This window comes from Nocardioides sp. (assembly GCF_041393715.1).
GTDB lineage: Bacteria > Actinomycetota > Actinomycetes > Propionibacteriales > Nocardioidaceae > Nocardioides.
In genome coordinates this window covers 119,210-136,401 of sequence record NZ_JAWKJQ010000008.1, presented here as the reverse complement: position 1 = coordinate 136,401, position 17,192 = coordinate 119,210, and the positions used below count along the sequence as shown (strand labels likewise).

14 protein-coding genes and 2 tRNA genes are annotated in these 17,192 nt (G+C 72.3%); 2 read left to right on the top strand and 14 right to left on the bottom strand.

What is annotated here, in order from left to right; all coding sequences use genetic code 11:
• Positions 1 to 43: 43 nt before the first annotated feature.
• Genes R2740_RS14160 through R2740_RS14150 form a run of 3 tightly spaced genes read right to left on the bottom strand, consistent with a single transcriptional unit; the run spans position 44 to position 2,228 of the window.
• Complete coding sequence (locus tag R2740_RS14160) at positions 44 to 439, bottom strand: DUF4233 domain-containing protein (RefSeq protein WP_371303334.1); 396 nt, start codon at positions 437 to 439, stop codon at positions 44 to 46.
• Positions 436 to 1,830 (bottom strand): folylpolyglutamate synthase/dihydrofolate synthase family protein, encoded by a 1,395-nt coding sequence (locus tag R2740_RS14155; RefSeq protein WP_371303333.1) that lies wholly within the window; start codon positions 1,828 to 1,830, stop codon positions 436 to 438. The genes R2740_RS14160 and R2740_RS14155 overlap by 4 nt, the downstream gene beginning before the upstream one ends.
• A 38-nt stretch (positions 1,831 to 1,868) precedes the next feature.
• Positions 1,869 to 2,228, bottom strand: a complete 360-nt coding sequence (locus tag R2740_RS14150) for a carboxymuconolactone decarboxylase family protein (RefSeq protein ID WP_371303332.1) — start codon at positions 2,226 to 2,228, stop codon at positions 1,869 to 1,871.
• Positions 2,229 to 2,433: 205 nt separating this feature from the next.
• Between R2740_RS14150 and R2740_RS14145 the strand changes: the two genes are divergently transcribed.
• Positions 2,434 to 4,692, top strand: a complete 2,259-nt coding sequence (locus R2740_RS14145; RefSeq protein ID WP_371303331.1) for a M48 family metallopeptidase — start codon at positions 2,434 to 2,436, stop codon at positions 4,690 to 4,692.
• Between the two features lie 631 nt (positions 4,693 to 5,323).
• On the opposite strand, the gene R2740_RS14140 is transcribed toward R2740_RS14145, so the two are convergent.
• Together R2740_RS14140 and R2740_RS14135 are read right to left on the bottom strand one after the other, a co-directional pair.
• Positions 5,324 to 5,596 carry a GNAT family N-acetyltransferase gene (locus tag R2740_RS14140; protein ID WP_371303330.1) on the bottom strand — a complete coding sequence of 91 codons (273 nt, stop codon included), beginning with the start codon at positions 5,594 to 5,596 and terminating at the stop codon, positions 5,324 to 5,326.
• Positions 5,584 to 6,246, bottom strand: coding sequence for a hypothetical protein (locus tag R2740_RS14135; protein ID WP_371303329.1), 663 nt, complete (start codon positions 6,244 to 6,246; stop codon positions 5,584 to 5,586). Before R2740_RS14135 ends, R2740_RS14140 begins: the two co-directional genes overlap by 13 nt.
• A gap of 77 nt (positions 6,247 to 6,323) precedes the next feature.
• Here R2740_RS14135 and valS point away from each other — a divergent pair, with 77 nt between their 5' ends.
• Positions 6,324 to 8,936: a valine--tRNA ligase gene (gene valS / locus R2740_RS14130; RefSeq protein WP_371303328.1), complete on the top strand. Its 2,613-nt coding sequence runs from the start codon at positions 6,324 to 6,326 to the stop codon at positions 8,934 to 8,936.
• Positions 8,937 to 8,969: 33 nt separating this feature from the next.
• Here valS and R2740_RS14125 read toward each other — a convergent pair whose 3' ends face one another.
• From R2740_RS14125 to R2740_RS14085, 9 genes are all read right to left on the bottom strand, one after another.
• The gene (locus R2740_RS14125; RefSeq protein WP_371303327.1) at positions 8,970 to 9,635 is read right to left on the bottom strand and encodes a hypothetical protein; all 666 of its coding nucleotides are present in this window, start codon (positions 9,633 to 9,635) and stop codon (positions 8,970 to 8,972) included.
• Positions 9,636 to 9,826: 191 nt separating this feature from the next.
• On the bottom strand, positions 9,827 to 11,110 hold the full coding sequence (gene clpX / locus R2740_RS14120; protein ID WP_371303326.1) for an ATP-dependent Clp protease ATP-binding subunit ClpX: 1,284 nt from the start codon (positions 11,108 to 11,110) through the stop codon (positions 9,827 to 9,829).
• 160 nt (positions 11,111 to 11,270) lie between these two features.
• Positions 11,271 to 11,903, bottom strand: coding sequence for an ATP-dependent Clp protease proteolytic subunit (locus tag R2740_RS14115; RefSeq protein WP_371303403.1), 633 nt, complete (start codon positions 11,901 to 11,903; stop codon positions 11,271 to 11,273).
• Positions 11,900 to 12,505 (bottom strand): ATP-dependent Clp protease proteolytic subunit, encoded by a 606-nt coding sequence (locus tag R2740_RS14110; RefSeq protein ID WP_371303402.1) that lies wholly within the window; start codon positions 12,503 to 12,505, stop codon positions 11,900 to 11,902. Before R2740_RS14110 ends, R2740_RS14115 begins: the two co-directional genes overlap by 4 nt.
• 152 nt (positions 12,506 to 12,657) lie before the next feature.
• Positions 12,658 to 14,295 (bottom strand): sulfatase, encoded by a 1,638-nt coding sequence (locus tag R2740_RS14105; RefSeq protein WP_371303325.1) that lies wholly within the window; start codon positions 14,293 to 14,295, stop codon positions 12,658 to 12,660.
• A gap of 28 nt (positions 14,296 to 14,323) precedes the next feature.
• The gene (tig, locus tag R2740_RS14100; RefSeq protein ID WP_371303324.1) at positions 14,324 to 15,754 is read right to left on the bottom strand and encodes a trigger factor; all 1,431 of its coding nucleotides are present in this window, start codon (positions 15,752 to 15,754) and stop codon (positions 14,324 to 14,326) included.
• A gap of 83 nt (positions 15,755 to 15,837) precedes the next feature.
• Positions 15,838 to 15,910, bottom strand: a tRNA-Pro gene (locus tag R2740_RS14095).
• 27 nt (positions 15,911 to 15,937) lie between these two features.
• A tRNA-Gly gene (locus R2740_RS14090) sits at positions 15,938 to 16,008 on the bottom strand.
• Positions 16,009 to 16,117: 109 nt separating this feature from the next.
• Positions 16,118 to 17,143, bottom strand: coding sequence for a PP2C family protein-serine/threonine phosphatase (locus tag R2740_RS14085; protein WP_371303323.1), 1,026 nt, complete (start codon positions 17,141 to 17,143; stop codon positions 16,118 to 16,120).
• Between the last annotated feature and the right edge of the window lie 49 nt (positions 17,144 to 17,192).

Here is a 17,192-nt window from a genome sequence, read left to right as displayed (position 1 = left end):
GGGCGCAGCCTAGCCATCCGCCGACGGGACCGGCGGATCGAGGTCAGGCGTCGCGCTCGTGGGCGGCGTACGCCGCGGCGCGCTCGCGCTCGATCTTGCGCCCCAGGAAGTACGCCGTCCCCCACAGGAACGCGAACAGGGTGCCCAGGAAGAACATCAGCGGCGCCAGGAAGCCCAGCCCGATGGCTCCCAGCTGGATCACCCAGCCGGCGGCATAGCCCGCCTCGGAGCGGAGCAGGCCGGCCACCACCAGGCAGGCCACCGCGAGCCCCAGACCCACGAGCAGCGCGGTGCCCGTCGAGATGTCGCCGACACCGATCATCACCGGCGTCGACAGCGCGATCGTGATCGCCTCCAGGCTCAGCACGGCCGCGCACATCCCACGTCGCGGCGACCGGGTCGCGGCCGGCTCCGGGGCCGGGGTGCTCTCGCTGCTCATCGCGACCTCGACAGCATCGCCCGCGCCTCGCCGACGGTGACCACCGAGCCGGTGACCAGCACGGCGCCGGACCCCAGGGCGGCGCCGTCGCGCTCCCCCGCCTCGGCCATCGCGGCCGCCCGGTCGAGCGCGTCGTCGAGCCGTGGCTCGACGGTGACCCGGTCGTCGCCGAACACCGCCCGAGCAGACACGGCCAGCGCCTCGGCCGACAGCGACCGCTCGAAGGAGTTCTGGGTGCACACCAGATGGGTCAGGTGCGGCTCGAAGGCCGCCAGCACGCCCTCGTAGTCCTTGTCGGCCATCACCCCCATCACGCCGACCAGCGGGTCGAACGCGAAAGAGTCCTCCAGGGCGGCGGCCGTCGCCTCCGCACCATGCGGGTTGTGCGCGGCGTCGAGGATCACGGTCGGGCTGCGTCGCACCACCTCGAGCCGGCCCGGGGAGGTGACCTGGGCGAACGTCGACCGGACCAGGTCCTCGTCGAGCGCCTGGTCGGAGAGGAAGCCCTCGACGGCCGCCAGCGCCACCGCGGCGTTCTGGGCCTGGTGCGCGCCGTAGAGCGGCAGGAAGACGTCGTCGTACCTCCCGTGCAGGCCCTGCAGCGAGAGCAGCTGCCCGCCCACCGCCGGCACCCGGCTCACCACGCCGAACTCCAGGCCCTCGCGGGCCACGGTGGCGCCCACCTCGTGGGCCCGCGCGAGCAGCACCTCGGCCACCTCGACCGACTGCTGGGCCAGCACCGCGACCGACCCCTGCTTGATGATCCCGGCCTTCTCGACCGCGATGGCGACCGGGTCGGCGCCGAGGTAGCGCTCGTGGTCGACCGCGATCGGGAGCACCGCCGCGACGGCCGCGTCGGCCACGTTGGTGGCGTCCCACGCCCCGCCCATGCCGACCTCGACGACCGCGGCGTCGACGGGTGCGTCGGCGAAGGCGGCGTAGGCCATCCCGACGATGGTCTCGAAGAACGACAGCGGGTAGGGCTGGGCCGCATCGACCAGGTGGGTGTACGGCGCCACGTCGTTGAACGCCCGCACGAACTCCTCATCGGTCAGCGGCGACCCGTCCAGGCAGATCCGCTCGCTCATCCGCTCCAGGTGCGGGGAGGTGAACCGCCCGGTGCGCAGGTCGAGCGCCCGCAGCAGGGAGTCGACCATCCGTGAGGTCGAGGTCTTGCCGTTGGTGCCGGTCAGGTGCACCACCGGATAGGCCCGCTGCGGGTCACCCAGCAGCTCGGTGAAGGCGCGGATCCGGTCCAGCGAGGGCTCCAGCCGGGTCTCCGGCCAGCGCGACAGCAGCGCGTCCTCGGCCTCGGCGAAGGTCTCGGCTGGCCGGGCGGCGACCGGGCCGGCCGGCCCGGGGTCGACGTCGTCGGTGAAGGGGTTGCTCATCGCGCCCCGAGTCTAGGGGCACCGGCCAGGTCCGACCGTCAGGTGCTCGCCGAGTCCGCGCCGGCGAACTCCTGGAACGCGGCCAGCGCCCGGGGACCATAGACGGTCGCCGGCCCTCCGGCCATCAGGATGCTCACGCCGATCGCCTCGGCGACCTGCTCCGCCGTCGCCCCGGCCCGATGCGCGCCGCGGGCGTGCGAGGCGATGCAACCGTCGCACTGCTGCACGACGCTGATCGCCAGCGCCATCAGCTCCTTGGTCCGCGTGTCCAGCTCCCCGTCGGCGAGGGCGGCGTGGTGCGTCGCCGCGAACCCCTCGTAGACGGCCGGAATGCGTCGCCTGAGCTCACGCACCGGGAGCCGCAGGTCGGCCAGCACGTCAGGGCCGTGGTTGCCCATGGGCATCTCCTTCGATCGGTTCCCTCATCGGGGATACCCCCAAGGGTATGCCACCCGGTTCTCCGAAAACGCATCGAGGGTGGCCCTGCCGGTCCTACGATCACAGAGCCGTCCGCCCGGACCCCCGGGCCGCGACGAGGACGGCCCCGAACCGGGTCGGCGTCGCGCCCTGCGGAGAGTGATGAAGCACACGGGTCGATCTGCCGTGGCCCTGCTGCTGCTGGTCAGCGGCTACGTGGCCGCGCTGCTGCTTGCCCTCGTCGCCGTGGTCGGGCTGCTTCGCCTGGTCCTCTCCGGGGCGACCACCGCCACCGTCGCCAGCGTCGTCGTGCCCTTCGTCGGGCTGGTCGTGCTGACCCTGCTCGCAGGCCGGGCCCGGGCCGCCCGCGAGGCGGAGCTGCCCGAGGGCATCGCGCTGGCGCAGACCGCCCAGCCGCGCCTGTGGGCGGACGTCCAGTCCGTCGCGGACCGTGTCGACAGCCGGGCACCCGACGAGATCTGGGTGACCGACCGGGTCTGCGCCGAGCTGGTCGAGGACAGCACGTTCCTGGGGCTGCGCCCCGGCCGCCGGACCCTGGTGCTCGGCATCCCCCTCATGCTCGGGCTCTCTGCGGAACAGCTCCGCTGGGCGGTCGCCCACGAGCTCGCCCACGACAGCCAGCGTCAACCGGGGCTGCGCACGATGGCTCACCGCGGTGTGGCGTCGGTGCGCCGCCTGCGCGGCCACCTCGGCGACGGCCTGCTCGACCGCCTGCTCGCGACCGTGGGCCGCGCCGTCGAGGAGCTGGCGCTGCCGGCCCTGCACGCCCAGGAGCTCGCCGCCGACAGGATCGCCGCCGACCTGGTCGGGAGCCGCACCGCCGTGGCCGCGCTGAAGGAGCTCGGGCCCCTCGACGAGGCCTGGCTGGAGTTCGGCGAGCAGTACGTGCTGCCCGGCGTGCTCGTGGGTCAGCGACCCACCGGCCTCTTCGGCGGCTTCGTGGACTTCCTCGACGACGACGACCGGCAGACCTGGATGGCGGCGTACGACGAGCGGCATCCGACCGGGCCCACGGCGCCCGCCGGACACCCGCGTCTGGACCTCCGGGTCACCGCGCTCAAGGAGCTGCAGAACAGCCGCCGCCTGGACTTCTCCGGCGCTGCCGAGGACATCCTCGACCGGCGCGACGTCGTCTTCGAGGCCCTCGAGGGTGCGGTGACGGCCGACAGCCCGCTCGAGCCCGGCGTGTTCGAGCGGGTCGTGCCACGGGGTACGGCGGTCCGCGTGGGCCAGCAGGTCGAGGCGCTCGGCGCCGTCGCCCGGCAGCTGGACCTCTGGCCGCTCGAGGAGTCCGTGCTGCTGCAGGTCGTCCGCGCCGGCCGGGAGTCCCCCCTGATGCGGGCCCTGGCCCCCGACGCCGACGGCGACGAGCTCGACGTGCTCGCCGGGCGGCTGGTGGCCGACCTGGCCGCGCACCGGCTGGTGGAGGCCGGTCGCGCGTCGTACGCCATGTCCTGGTCGGCGGCCCCGGCGCTGCGCGACCGTGCCGGACGGACCCTGGACCCATGGAGTGTGGCCGCCCGCGCGACCGGGTCCGCCGAGGGCGTCGCCGAGCTCAAGGAGTGGCTCGCCGAGCAGCAGGTGCGGCTGAGCCGCCAGGCCGCGCCGGCCCCGACACCGGCGACTCCGGTCGTTGCCAAGCCCGAGCCGACCCCGATGCGGCAGCCGCAGAGCAGCCCGGCGCCCGAGGCCGCCCCGTCCGGCCCCCTCACGGAGCCGGCCGAGGCCGACGAGGCCGACGAGGCCGCCGTCAGCACACCCGTCGAGCCGGTCGCCGCAGCGGCCGCCGACCCGGCGCCGCGCAGGGCCACTCCTCGCGACCTGATGGCGCCGCTGCTGCGCCGCATCTCCGGCCAGCCCACTCCCGACGAGCCGGCGCCGGGCCAGGCCGCCCTGGAGCCCGACTCGCAGTCCCTGGCCGCCGTCGAGGCGATCGTCCGGGACCGCTGGGAGGACTCCCGCGCGCCCGTCGTGTCGGAGCTGCCGCACGTCGAGCGGCCGACCGTGGGTCGGTCCACCGCGGCACCGGAGACCGAGGCGACGCACGAGGGAACCGCCGGCGACGCCGACGAGGAGGCCGCCACCGAGGAGGCCACCGCGGCCGTCGCCGACGACGCTCCGGTGCGCACCCAGCGGGAGGCGCTGAAGGCGCGGCTGAAGGAGATCGACCGGCTGCACCGCGCCAAGGAGGCCGAGCGGGCCGCCGCCGCGGCCGGGGAGGGCTCCCGGCCGGTGCGCTCGCACACACCGAGCCGAACGCCGAGCCGGACGCCGAGCCGAGCCTCGCCCAGGAGCCCGAGGCCGACGAGGTCCGTGAGCCTCTCGAGCGCCAGTCCCCGCCCGAGGCCGACCACGACGACGGCAGCGACCACGCCGACGACGACGACCATGACGAGATGGAGCCCCCGGCCCCGCCCCCGGTGATCAACCCCGACCTGGTCGCCGCCATCGTCGCGCTCGGCGGCGCGGCCCCCGCGGCCCCCGCGTCCCCGAGCCCGCCGACGAACCCGACAACGCACCCGGCGCGGCGCCCGAGGACCGGCCCGACGCCGGGGGCCGTGGCGCACCGACGCCCGAGCCGGCGGCGGCCGCCGGGCCGGCCGCCGGGACCCCGGCGCCCGACCAGCCGCTGCCCGCGGCCGCGTTCGCGGCCGGGCCGGTGGCCGAGGACCTCACCGGTGTGCTCGCGGCGGCCGCCCCGATCGCCGGCTCCGCCCGCGGGACCCTGGTCGTCTCCCCCGTCGGCATCTCGCTGCGCCGCCCCAGCGTCTCCGAGATGGTGCGGCTGGCCAAGCAGGGAGCGGCGCGCGGCGCCGAGCTGCTGAGCCGGGCCAGCGGGCTCAGCCTGCACGACCTCACCTCACACCGGCGTACCGACACCCTGTCCTGGTCCGACATCACCTGGGCGGAGTTCTCGGGGCTGTCGGAGGACCAGGAGTCCTCACGGTCTATGTGGGCACCCGCCCCGCGCAGCGCGTCGAGTTCCTCAGCAACACCGAGATCCAGGGCGACCTGCTCGGGGTCCTCGAGCGGCTGCTGGGCCCGCGGCTGCGGGTCAGCTGACCTCCGCCGTCGCGTCGCCGGCGACGACGTACTCCGCCATGTCGACGACGCGGCGGTAGCCGAGCCGCTCGTAGAGCGCGTTCGACGTCGGGTTGGCCTGGTCGGTGAACAGACAGACCCGCACCCCCTGCTCGAGCAGCCGGGCGGAGACCAGGGCCACCGCGGCGGCGGCGTAGCCGCGCCCGCGGTGCTCGCGCGGCGTGAAGACGGGACCGACCCGGGAGACCCCGAACGACGGCTCGGACGCATCGGTCAGGTGCACCACCCGGCCGCCTCGTCCTCCCAGAGCCAGACCGTGCCACGCTCGACCCGACGCGCGACCGTCTCGGCGTCGAAGTGCTCGGCCCGGGTCGGTGGTCGGCCGGCCTGGGCGTCGGCCTCGGCCATGAAGCCCTGGAACCATGCGGTGACCAGGTCACGGTCCCCCGCGGCGGCTTGCCGGAGCCGACCGGGCGGGAGCGTGGGCATCTGCAGCTCACCCAGCTCGAACAGCCGGGTGTGCACCTCGATCTCGGCGGGGGCACCGGTCAGCCGGGTCCACGCCGCGGCGGTCAGGTCGACCGCCGGCCGGGCCCCGTTGACCCCGCCCAACGACTCCCCTCGCGCGTGCAGTGCGCGGGCCAGCTCGGTGGCCGCCGCGTCGGGCATCGGCATCAGGTAGACGGGGTACGGCGCGAACGGGGCGGTCCGCATCGCCATGCCCGCGACGTCCCCCGACGGGTCCCGCACCACCAGCCACCACGGCCGGAAGGGCCCGGGGAAGCTCGCCCCGGCCGCCCGCTCCTCGCGCATCCGCTCGCTCACCCCGGCGACCACGGTGCCGAGCACCGGGTCGGCAGCCAACGCCGTTCCGGCGACCTCCAGGAACGCTGCCGGGTCGTCGAAGAACTCGAGCACGGGAGTGGGGTCGGCCATGCGGCACCGTACCCACGGGCAACCGCCAGGGGTAACTCGTTTTCGGCCTCGCCGAGCGCGCCCCTAGGATTTCGCCCATGACCGACACCCAGCAGCCGCCCCTGTCCACGCCGACGAGCCTCCCCCGGCCCGTCGTCGTACCGGACAAGCCGGCGCTGGAGGGGCTGGAGGAGAAGTGGTCGGCGGTCTGGAAGGCCGACGACACCTACCGCTTCGACCGGTCCCAGCCTCGCGAGCGGGTCTATGCGATCGACACGCCGCCGCCGACCGTCTCCGGCTCGCTCCACGTCGGGCACATCTACTCCTACACCCACACCGACCTGGTCGCCCGCTACCAGCGGATGCGCGGCAAGGCCGTGTTCTACCCCATGGGCTGGGACGACAACGGGCTGCCCACCGAGCGCCGGGTGCAGAACTACTACGGCGTCCGCTGCGACCCGTCGCTGCCGCACGACCCCGACTTCACGCCACCCGAGAAGCCCGACCCGAAGCGTCAGGTGCCGATCGACCGGCCCAGCTTCATCGGGCTCTGCGAGGCCCTGGTCGAGGAGGACGAGCAGGTCTTCGAGTCGCTGTGGCGCACCCTCGGGCTCTCGTGCGACTGGAAGGAGAGCTACACCACGATCGGACCGAAGTCGCAGCAGGTCAGCCAGACGGCCTTCCTGCGCAACTTCGCGCGCGGCGAGGCCTACCTCGCGGACGCGCCGACGATGTGGGACGTGACCTACCAGACCGCGGTGGCCCAGGCCGAGATGGAGGCGCGGGACTACCCCGGCCACTACCACCGGGTGGCCTTCCACCGTCCCGACGGCACTCCGGTCCACATCGAGACCACCCGGCCGGAGCTGATCCCGGCCTGCGTCGCGCTGATCGCGCACCCCGACGACGAGCGCTACCAGCACCTGTTCGGGTCGACGGTGACCTCGCCCGTGTTCGGCGTCGAGCTGCCGGTGGTCGCCCACCCGGCCGCGGAGGCCGACAAGGGCGCCGGCATCGCGATGTGCTGCACCTTCGGCGACCTGACCGACGTGCTCTGGTGGCGCGAGCTGCAGCTGCCGATGCGGGTGCTGATCGGCCGCGACGGCCGGCTGCACCGGGAGACGCCCGAGTGGCTGGCGAGCGAGCCCGCCGCGGCGGCGTACGCCGACCTGGCCGGCAAGACGACCTTCTCGGCCCGCGAGGCCATGGTCGGCCTGCTGCGGGAGTCCGGCGACCTCGACGGCGAGCCGACGCCCACCCAGCGCAAGGCCAACTTCTACGAGAACGGCGACAAGCCGCTGGAGATCGTCGCCACCCGCCAGTGGTACATCCGCAACGGCGGACGTGACGCCGAGCTGCGCCGCGAGCTGGTCGAGCGCGGCGACGAGATCACCTGGATCCCGGCCCACATGCGGCACCGCTACGACAACTGGGTCGGCGGTCTCAACGGCGACTGGCTGATCTCCCGCCAGCGCTTCTTCGGCATCCCGTTCCCGGTGTGGTACCCGCTCGACGGTGACGGCGAGCCGGACTACGACCACCCCCTGCTGCCCACCGAGGCCGAGCTGCCGCTCGACCCGTCGACCGACGCCCCGCGGGGCTACGACGAGGACCAGCGGGGCAAGCCCGGTGGCTTCATCGGCGACCCCGACGTGATGGACACCTGGGCCACCTCCTCGCTCACCCCGCAGATCGCGGGCGGCTGGCTGACCGACGACGACCTGTGGCAGCGGGTCTACCCCTATGACCTGTGCACCCACGCGCACGACATCATCCGCACCTGGCTGTTCTCGCGGGTGGTGCGCTCCCACTTCGAGGAGCACCGGGCCCCCTGGACGCACGCGATGATCTCCGGCTTCATCGTCGACCCCGACCGCAAGAAGATGTCGAAGTCGAAGGGCAACGCGGTGGTGCCCACCGAGATCCTCGACAGGTACGGCGCCGACGCCTGCCGCTGGCGGGCCGCGATCGGCCGCCCGGGCCTCGACAGCCCCTTCGACGAGGCGCAGATGAAGGTCGGCCGACGGCTGGCGATGAAGGTGCTCAACGCGTCCAAGTTCGTGCTGGGCGGCGTCGGTGCCCACGACCCCGACCCGGCACTGGTCACCGAGCCGATCGACCGGGCCCTGCTGGCGCGGCTGCTCGACACGGCCCGGCAGGCGACGGACGCCTTCGAGGCCTACGACTACACCACCGCGCTGGAGGTCAGCGAGCGGTTCTTCTGGCACTTCTGCGACGACTACCTCGAGCTCGTCAAGGAGCGGGCCTACGCCGACGAGCCGAGCCCCGCTCGCGAGTCGGCGCGGGGAGCCCTGGCCGTCGCCCTGCACACCGTGCTCCGGCTGTTCGCGCCGTTCCTGCCCTACGTCACCGAGGAGGTCTGGTCGTGGTGGCAGGAGGGCTCGATCCACCACGAGCGCTGGCCGGAGCCCGAGGTGGCGGGTGACACGGTGGGGGACGCGGCGATGCTCGACGCGGTCGCGGCCGCGCTGGCGGGCATCCGCGGAGCCAAGTCGACGGCGAAGGTGTCGATGCGCGCCGAGGTGTCCCGTGCGGAGGTCCGCGGCCCGAGCGCCGCGCTCGAGGCCGTGCGCGCGGCGACCGACGACCTGCGCAAGGTCGGCAAGATCACCGGCGAGCTGGTGTTGACCGTCGACGACTCACTCACGGAGCCCGAGGTCACCGCCGAGCTGGCGCCCGCACCTGCCTAGGCGCGCTGGCCCCCGCGTCGACCGCGCGCGGCGTCAGCCGCGGTCGGGGTGGCCGCCTCGGGCGTGGTCGGCGGGCTCGGCGGCGCGGTGCTCGTGGGCGGCGCCGAGGTCGTGACCCCGGCGGTGGCCCTCGTGGGAGCGACCCTCATCGGAGCGTCCGTCGTGGCGGGGTCCGCGGCCCTGCTTGCCCGAGTCGGTGGCGGCCGGTGTGGCCACGGGCGTCCCCGGGCCGGCGCCCTCGCCACCGTGGTCCGGGGCGTGCCCGGGGTGCTGGGCGGCGCCGCCGTCGGAGCCGGTGCCGCCGCTCCCGGCAGTGACCGGGTGATCGTTCGCCCCGGTGGAGGCAGCGTGGCCGTTGCGACGGTCGTCGGACCCGTGCTCGTCGGAGGACGCGGCCCGATCGGCGCGCTGACCCGCCCCCGTGCCACCGGAGGTCGGCCGGGAGGCCTGGTCACCGTCGGTGCCGGCCGAGCGCCGCGAGGCTCCGGGATCGGTGGCGGTGGCGACGGACCCATGGTCGTCGCGACGCAGCTGCTCGGCCCCCGGCACCAGCCGCCAGGCCTGCGCGGCCGCGACCGAGGGCACCGGGTCCCGCAGCAGGTCGACCGCGCTGCTGCGCGCCGCGTTGACGACGAGCACAGCGCAGGCCACCGCCACGATGACGAAGGCCATCATCGGCTTCTTGTGGTCGCGGCTCACGGACCCTTCACCCCCAGGTACCCCGGCTCGAGTCGGCCCCATGCTGACTCGTCACCGTGAGAGTCCATGGTGCGGGTGCTTCTCGACCGATTCCAAACGACGCCACGAGATTTCACCGAAGATGACCCGAACGGACTACCCGCCCACCCGAAGTGACTAGACGGGGTGCGCCGAGACCTGGAGCACCGAGCTCAGGCGGACTTCTTCTTCTTGTCCTCGGCGGCCCGCGGGACCAGCGTCGGGGCGACCTCGTCGGACACCACCTCGCCGGTGACGATCACCTTGCCGATGTCGGCGCGCGACGGGACGTCGTACATGACGTGGAGCAGGACCTCTTCGATGATCGCCCGCAGCCCGCGCGCTCCGGTCTGCCGCTCCATGGCCTTGTCGGCGATGGCGAGGACGGCGTCGGAGGTGAACTCGAGCTCGACGTCGTCGAGCTCGAAGAGCTTCTGGTACTGCTTGACGAGGGCGTTGCGCGGCTCGGTGAGGATCTGCACCAGCGCCTCGCGGTCGAGCTTGCTGACGCTCGCAATCAGCGGCAGCCGGCCGATGAACTCCGGGATCAGGCCGAACTTGGTGAGGTCCTCCGGCCGCACCTGCAGCAGCAGGTCCTCCGCCTCGCGCTGCTCGGCCCCACGCACCTCCGCGGTGAAGCCGAGCGTCTTCTTGCCGACCCGCTGCTCGACGATGTGCTCGAGCCCCGCGAACGCGCCACCGACGACGAAGAGGATGTTGGTGGTGTCGATCTGGATGAACTCCTGGTGGGGGTGCTTGCGCCCGCCCTGCGGCGGCACCGAGGCACTGGTGCCCTCCAGGATCTTGAGCAACGCCTGCTGGACGCCCTCGCCGGACACGTCACGGGTGATCGAGGGGTTCTCCGCCTTGCGGGCCACCTTGTCGATCTCGTCGATGTAGATGATGCCGGTCTCGGCCTTCTTGACGTCGTAGTCGGCGGCCTGGATCAGCTTGAGCAGGATGTTCTCGACGTCCTCGCCGACGTAGCCGGCCTCGGTGAGAGCCGTGGCGTCGGCGATCGCGAACGGGACGTTGAGCATCCGGGCAAGGGTCTGGGCGAGGTAGGTCTTGCCGCAGCCGGTGGGTCCGATCAGCAGGATGTTGGACTTGGCGACCTCGACGGCATCCTCCTTGGAGTGCTTGCCGCCCACCGGCTGCAGACCCGCCTGGACCCGCTTGTAGTGGTTGTAGACCGCCACGGCGAGCGACTTCTTGGCCTGCTCCTGGCCGATGACGTAGTCGTTGAGGAACTCGAAGATCTCACGCGGCTTGGGCAGCTCCTCGAGGCTGACCTCGGCGCCCTCGTTGAGCTCCTCCTCGATGATCTCGTTGCACAGGTCGATGCACTCGTCGCAGATGTAGACGCCGGGACCGGCGATCAGCTTCTTGACCTGCTTCTGGCTCTTGCCGCAGAAGGAGCACTTGAGGAGGTCGCCTCCGTCACCGATGCGTGCCACGTGCGTCCCTTTCGGATCGTGCGGTTCGGGCTCAGCGGCGCTGCGAGCCGCGGAAACTCTCTGACGGTACCCTCTGCCGGCCCCCCGTGGGGGGCCAAGCAGCGGGCGCGTGTCGCCTCATGCGGAGATGGTCCTGCTCGGACGGCTCGGCATGGCCCGCTCAGCTGAGCGCCGGAGCGCCCTTGCGGGACTCCAGGACGGCGTCGATCAGGCCGTACTCGATCGCGGCCTCGGCGGTGAGGATCTTGTCGCGCTCGATGTCGCGGCTGACCTCGTCGATGGACCGGCCGCTGTGGTCGGCGATCATCTGCTCGAGGAGCTCGCGCATCCGCAGGATCTCGTTGGCCTGGATCTCGATGTCGGAGGTCTGGCCGAAGGTGCCCTCGGTGTAGGGCTGGTGGATCAGGATCCGGCTGTTGGGCAGCGCCAGCCGCTTGCCGGGTGTGCCGGCCGCCAGCAGGATCGCCGCGGCCGAGGCGGCCTGGCCCAGGCAGACGGTCTGGATGTCGGGCTTGATGAACCGCATCGTGTCGTAGATCGCGGTGAGCGCCGTGAACGAGCCACCGGGGCTGTTGATGTAGATCTGGACGTCCTGGTCGGGGTTCATCGACTCCAGACAGAGCAGCTGCGCCATCACGGCGTTGGCCACGTCGTCGGAGATCGGGGTGCCGAGGAAGATGATCCGGTCCTCGAAGAGCTTGGCGTAGGGGTCGATCCGGCGGAAGCCGTACGACGTGCGCTCCTCCCACTGCGGGATGTAGTAGTTCATGGAAGTCGTCGTCCTCTGCCTCAGTCGTTGGAGTGGGCCGGCCGGCCCTCGTCGGCGGCCTCGCGGGCGCTGGTGATCACCTGGTCGACCAGGCCGTACTCGAGTGCCTGCTCGGCGGTGAACCATCGGTCACGGTCGGCGTCGGCCTCGACCTGGTCGAGCGGCTGGCCGGTGTGCTCGGCGATGAGCTCGAGCAGCACCTTCTTGATGTGCAGCGACTGCTGGGCCTGGATCTTGATGTCGGAGGCCGAGCCACCCATGCCGGACGACGGCTGGTGCATCATGATCCGCGCATGGGGCAGGGCGTAGCGCTTGCCCTTGGTGCCGGCGCAGAGCAGGAACTGCCCCATGGACGCCGCCAGGCCCATGCCGACGGTCGCCACGTCGTTGGGGATGTAGTTCATCGTGTCGTAGATCGCCATGCCGGCGTCGACGGAGCCACCCGGGCTGTTGATGTGGAGGAAGATGTCGGCCTCGGGGTCCTCCGCCGAGAGCAGCAGCAGCTGGGCACAGATCGCGTTGGCGTTCTGGTCACGCACCTCCGAGCCGAGGAAGACGATCCGCTCGCGGAGCAACCGCTGGTAGATGTGGTCGTCGAGGCCGTAGGTCGGGACGCCGCCGTTCATCTGGGGACCGTCCGCCCTGGGCCCGGCGGGGCGGGCGTTGTCGATGTCGAGGTTCACGTGAGCGACCCTAGCCGCAACCAGCCGCCGAACCACGGGTTCGTCCGGCCTGTTCGCCGACAGCGGAACGCCGACCGGACCGGCCGCGCCGAGGGCTACTGGTGGCAGCTGGCGCCCGCGCACCCCGTCAACGACGACAGGTCGCGGCGCAGCTCGCGGAGCCGTTGGAAGGTCGCGCCGCTGACCGTCTGGCCGCGACCGAGCAGGTTGCGCAGCTGGTAGGGGTCGCGGTGGAGGTCGTAGAGCTCCTCCTGGCCGTCGGCGTAGAGCACGTAGGTGTAGCCGTCGGCCGAGCGGACCCCGCGGTAGGGCGTGGCGTGGAAGTCGAGCTGCTCGAGCAGCCGGGGGTCGCGGGGCTCTCCGAGGTCCATCCGGCCGCGCGCCAGCGGCCCTCCGACGAACGTCGAGATCTTGCGCTCGAGCAGCAGCGTGCGCCGCAGCTGCCCGCCCGGCGGCGACGCCGAGAGCCAGGGGGCGAAGGACACCCCGTCCACGAAGGAGGGGGCTCGGCCGCCGGCCAGGTCGACGATCGTCGGCGCCAGGTCGATGTTGGAGGTCAGCTGGGCGGAGGTGCCGCCCTCGGGCACGCCCGGGCCCCGGACGAACAGCGGCAGCCGGATGTCGGACTCGTAGGGGGTGTACTTCCCAGGGGGCATCCGGTGCTGCCCGAGGTGGTAGCCGTTGTCGGACGTCACGAAGATGTAGGTGTTGTCGAGCTGGCCGTTGGCGGACAGCGCCGCCACGACGTCGGCCACCATGTCGTCGACGCCGCGCACCGAGGCGGCGCGCTTGCGGTAGATCTTGTCGAGGCGCTTCTTGTCCTTGGCGGTCAGCGGGTGCAGCTTCGACAGCGGCGAGGGCTTGTCGGAGATCGACTTCTCGTCGAAGTCCTTGGTGCGGGGCACCTTGAGCCGGTCGCGCTTGAGGAAGTCGCGGTAGCGCGGCGGCGGCTTGTAGGGCGAGTGCGGGGCGTAGGGGGCCAGGTAGAGGAAGAACGGCGAGTCGGCGCCGGCCTGCTGGTCGAGGAACTGCACCGCCCGATCGGCCAGCACGTCGGTGAGGTAGTCGCGGTTGGCAGACCCGTAGGAGCGCTCGACCCCGTTGTCGTTCATCACGTAGTTGAACTCGGAGTACGGCGTCCCGCCGACGGGCGAGAACCAGTCGTCCCAGCCCACGGGGATGTCGAGCCGACCGACCCCTTGCCCGGCGTAGGGTCCGCTGCCCTCGACGGAGGGGTAGCCGTTGAGGTACTTGCCCTCCATCGACGTGGTGTAGCCGAGCTGGTCGAGCCAGACCGGCAGGTCGTTGGTGTCCAGCCCCTCCTGGTGGTAGCGCAGGAAGCCGCCCTCCGGCGGCACGTTGTTCTCCACATGCGTGTTCTGGGCGTACTGCCCACGCAGCAACGAGGAGCGCGCCACGCAGCACAGCGACGTGTTGACGACGTAGTTGCTGAACGACAGGCCACGCTGCCGGACCAGCTTGCGGGTCTGCGGCATGAACCGGTTGAGCGACAGGTCCTGGTCGTCGGTGAGGACGAGCACGACGTTGGGCCGCGCGGGCGGCGCCGCGGCCGGGATCGGCGCGGCGGCCGACCCGGACGCCTGCGACGTCGCGACCGCGGTGGTCGCCGCCAGCAGCGCCGCGACGGCTGCTGCGGTCCATCTCCCGCGCACGGTGGTGTGCCCCTTCGCTCCGGGCGCCCGGTCGGTGGCGCCCCGTGCACGGTACGTCATGGGGTCCCCCGAGGTCGGCAGATCGCGCTCAGTCGTCGTCGGACGGGGCGTCAGCGGACTCGGCGTCGCCGGACTCGCCTGCGGCCTCGGTCGCCTCGTCTCCGGCCTCGTCGGCCTCGGCCTCCGGGTCACCGAGGGTGCCGTCGGGGCGCAGGTTGGCCAGCTCCACGCGCTCGCCCGAGGCGTCGGTCACGGTGGCGGACTCCACGACGGCGGCCAGCGCCTTGCCGCGGAGGATCTCCTGGACCAGCTCGGGGATGTGGTTGTGCTCGAACATGTGGTTGGCGAAGGACTGCGGGTCCTGGCCCGACTGCTGGGCCCGCCGCACCAGGTGGTCGGAGAGCTCGGCCTGGTCGACGCCGTACTGCTCCTTCTTGGCGATCTCGTCGAGCACGAACTGGGCGGCGACGGCGTCGCGGACCCGCCGCTCGAGGTCGGCCTCGAACTCCTCGACGGTCTGGCCCTCGTTGTCGAGGTAGGTGTCCATGGTCATGCCGGCATAGGCGAGCTGCTGCTCGATGCTCTCCCGGCGGGCGTTGAGCTCGTCGGCGACCAACGTGTCGGGCAGCGGCACGTCGATCTTGTCGAGCAGCACCTCGAGGACGGCGTCGCGCGCGGCGGCCGCCTGCTCGAGCCGCTTGCCGCGGGACAGCCGCTCGCGGACGTCGGCCATCAGCTCGTCGACGGTGTCGAACTCGCTGGCCAGCTGCGCGAAGTCGTCGTCGAGCTCGGGCAGCTCCTGCTCCTGGACCTGGGAGACGGTGACCTCGACGTCGACGTCCTCGCCCACCAGGTCACCACCGACCAGCTGGGAGGTGAACGTCGTGGTGTCGCCGGCGCCCAGGCCGGTCAGCGCCTCGTCGAGGCCCTCGAGCATGCCGCCGCGCCCGACCTGGTAGGACATCCCGGACAGCTCGGCGCCCTCGACCAGCTCCCCGTCCTTGGTGGCCTTGAGGTCGATCACCACGAAGTCGCCGTCGGCGGCGGCGCGCTCGACGTCCTGGAGGGTGCCGAACCGCTCGCGCAGCGACGCGACCTGCTCCTCCACGTCGGCGTCGGTCACGACCGCGTCCTCGACCGTGGCCTCGAGGCCGTCGTAGTCGGGCAGGGTGATCTCGGGCCGGACGTCGACCTCGGCGACGAACTCCAGGGTCTCGTTGTCGGCGAACTTGGTGACCTCGATGTCGGGCTGGGCCAACGGCTGCAGGTCGTTGGCCTGCAGCGCCTCGACGTACTTCTTCGGCACCACGTCGTTGATCGCCTGGTCGAGGACCGCACCGCGCCCGACCTGGCGGTCGATCACCATCGCCGGCACCTTGCCGCGGCGGAAGCCGGGCACGTTGATCTGGCCGGCGATCTGCTTGTAGGCGGCGTCGAGACTGGGCTTCAGCTCCTCGAAAGGCACCTCGACGGTCAGCTTGGCCCGGGTCGGGCTCATCGTCTCGACGGCGCTCTTCACAGGTGGTCTCCGATCATGCTGGGCGGCCGCGGGCCGGTCCGGCCGCGGCGGGTCAGGGGTGGGTCAGGGGTGGGTCCGTCTCGTCGGGGCGACTGGACTCGAACCTGCGATCTCCTGCTCCCAAAGCAGGCGCGCTAGCCACTACGCTACGCCCCGCCAAGCAGGCGTCTCGGCCCGCTTGAGAGCGGATGACGGGAATCGAACCCGCGTAGCCAGTTTGGAAGACTGGGGCTCTACCATTGAGCTACATCCGCGCGCGGTCATGGGCGCGCGAGAACGCCCGCACCGCGGGTGTCATGGTGCCACACCGGGCGGCCTGCACCCCAAACCGCGATAGGTCCGTGGTCGTCGCTCCGGCGCTGGTCAGCGCCGGTGGATGAGCAGCAGCGCCCGGTCGTCGTGACGGGACCCGAGGCTGTCGATCAGCCGCTTGGCTCCGTGCACGAAGTTGCCGCGCAGCTCCCGCTCGGCGGAGCCGACCAGCCGGTCGATGCCCAGCCCGATGTCGCGGGTCGGCGTCTCGACCATGCCGTCGGTGTAGAGCAGCACCACGTCGCCGGGCCGCATGATCGCCCGGGTGCCGGTGAACTCCGCGCCCGGGATGAGGCCGAGCACCGGACCCTCGGTGTCGTGCACCGACCACCGGCCGGAGCCGGCGGACAGCTGCACGGCCGGTGGGTGACCTGCGGTCCAGACCTTGATGTCGCCGGAGGTCAGGTTGAGCGAGAGGTGGATCGCGGTCGCGAACCCCTCGGACCAGTCCTGCTGGAGCAGGAAGTCGTTGGCGGCCGGCAGGAAGTCCTCCGGGTGCAGCGCCCCCAGCAGACCGCCGAACGCTCCGGACAGCAGCAGCGAGCGGGTGCCGGCCTCGTCGCCCTTGCCGGAGACGTCGACCACGACCACGTCGAAGCGGTCGCCGTTGTGGGGACGCGCGGCCACCACGAAGTCGCCGGCGAACGGCGTGCCGTCGGCCGAGCGGAGCGCGGTCTCGACGTACCAGTCGCGGGGCAGGTCGGGCAGCTGCCCCTGCCGGCTGATCCGGTCGCGCAGGTCGACGAGCATCGACTCGCCCCGCGCCCCCGCCACCCCGAGCCGGGTCCGCCGGAACGACGACAGCAGGATGATCAGCCCGAGCACGAAGACGACGAGGATCTCCACGACGACGTAGGCGGTGATCTCGGGCTGGCGGGGGGACACGATGGCCAGCCCGGCCAGCGTGATGACCACGAACCACGGCAGCTGCCGCGGGCCGAGCACGATGTTGCCGATCAGCAGCGGCACCGCGAGCACCGAGATGGGGAGCATGGTGGGCCAGATGCCGGCGACCATCGCCACCACGGCGCTGGCGACGACCAGCGAGAGGAACAGCCGGTTGTCACCCGAGCGCATGAAACGCGTGAAGGCGGCTCGGGCACGACGCACTCGCGTGTTCCCGGCC

Excerpts from the sequence above, each read along its gene's own strand:
- valS (WP_371303328.1), top strand. The coding sequence starts at position 6,324 with ATGACCGACACCCAGCAGCCGCCCCTGTCCACGCCGACGAGCCTCCCC.
- R2740_RS14160 (WP_371303334.1), bottom strand. The coding sequence starts at position 439 with ATGAGCAGCGAGAGCACCCCGGCCCCGGAGCCGGCCGCGACCCGGTCG.
- R2740_RS14110 (WP_371303402.1), bottom strand. The coding sequence starts at position 12,505 with ATGAACGGCGGCGTCCCGACCTACGGCCTCGACGACCACATCTACCAG.
- R2740_RS14150 (WP_371303332.1), bottom strand. The coding sequence starts at position 2,228 with ATGGGCAACCACGGCCCTGACGTGCTGGCCGACCTGCGGCTCCCGGTG.
- R2740_RS14135 (WP_371303329.1), bottom strand. The coding sequence starts at position 6,246 with ATGGCCGACCCCACTCCCGTGCTCGAGTTCTTCGACGACCCGGCAGCG.
- R2740_RS14105 (WP_371303325.1), bottom strand. The coding sequence starts at position 14,295 with ATGACGTACCGTGCACGGGGCGCCACCGACCGGGCGCCCGGAGCGAAG.
- R2740_RS14155 (WP_371303333.1), bottom strand. The coding sequence starts at position 1,830 with ATGAGCAACCCCTTCACCGACGACGTCGACCCCGGGCCGGCCGGCCCG.
- R2740_RS14085 (WP_371303323.1), bottom strand. The coding sequence starts at position 17,143 with ATGCGCTCGGGTGACAACCGGCTGTTCCTCTCGCTGGTCGTCGCCAGC.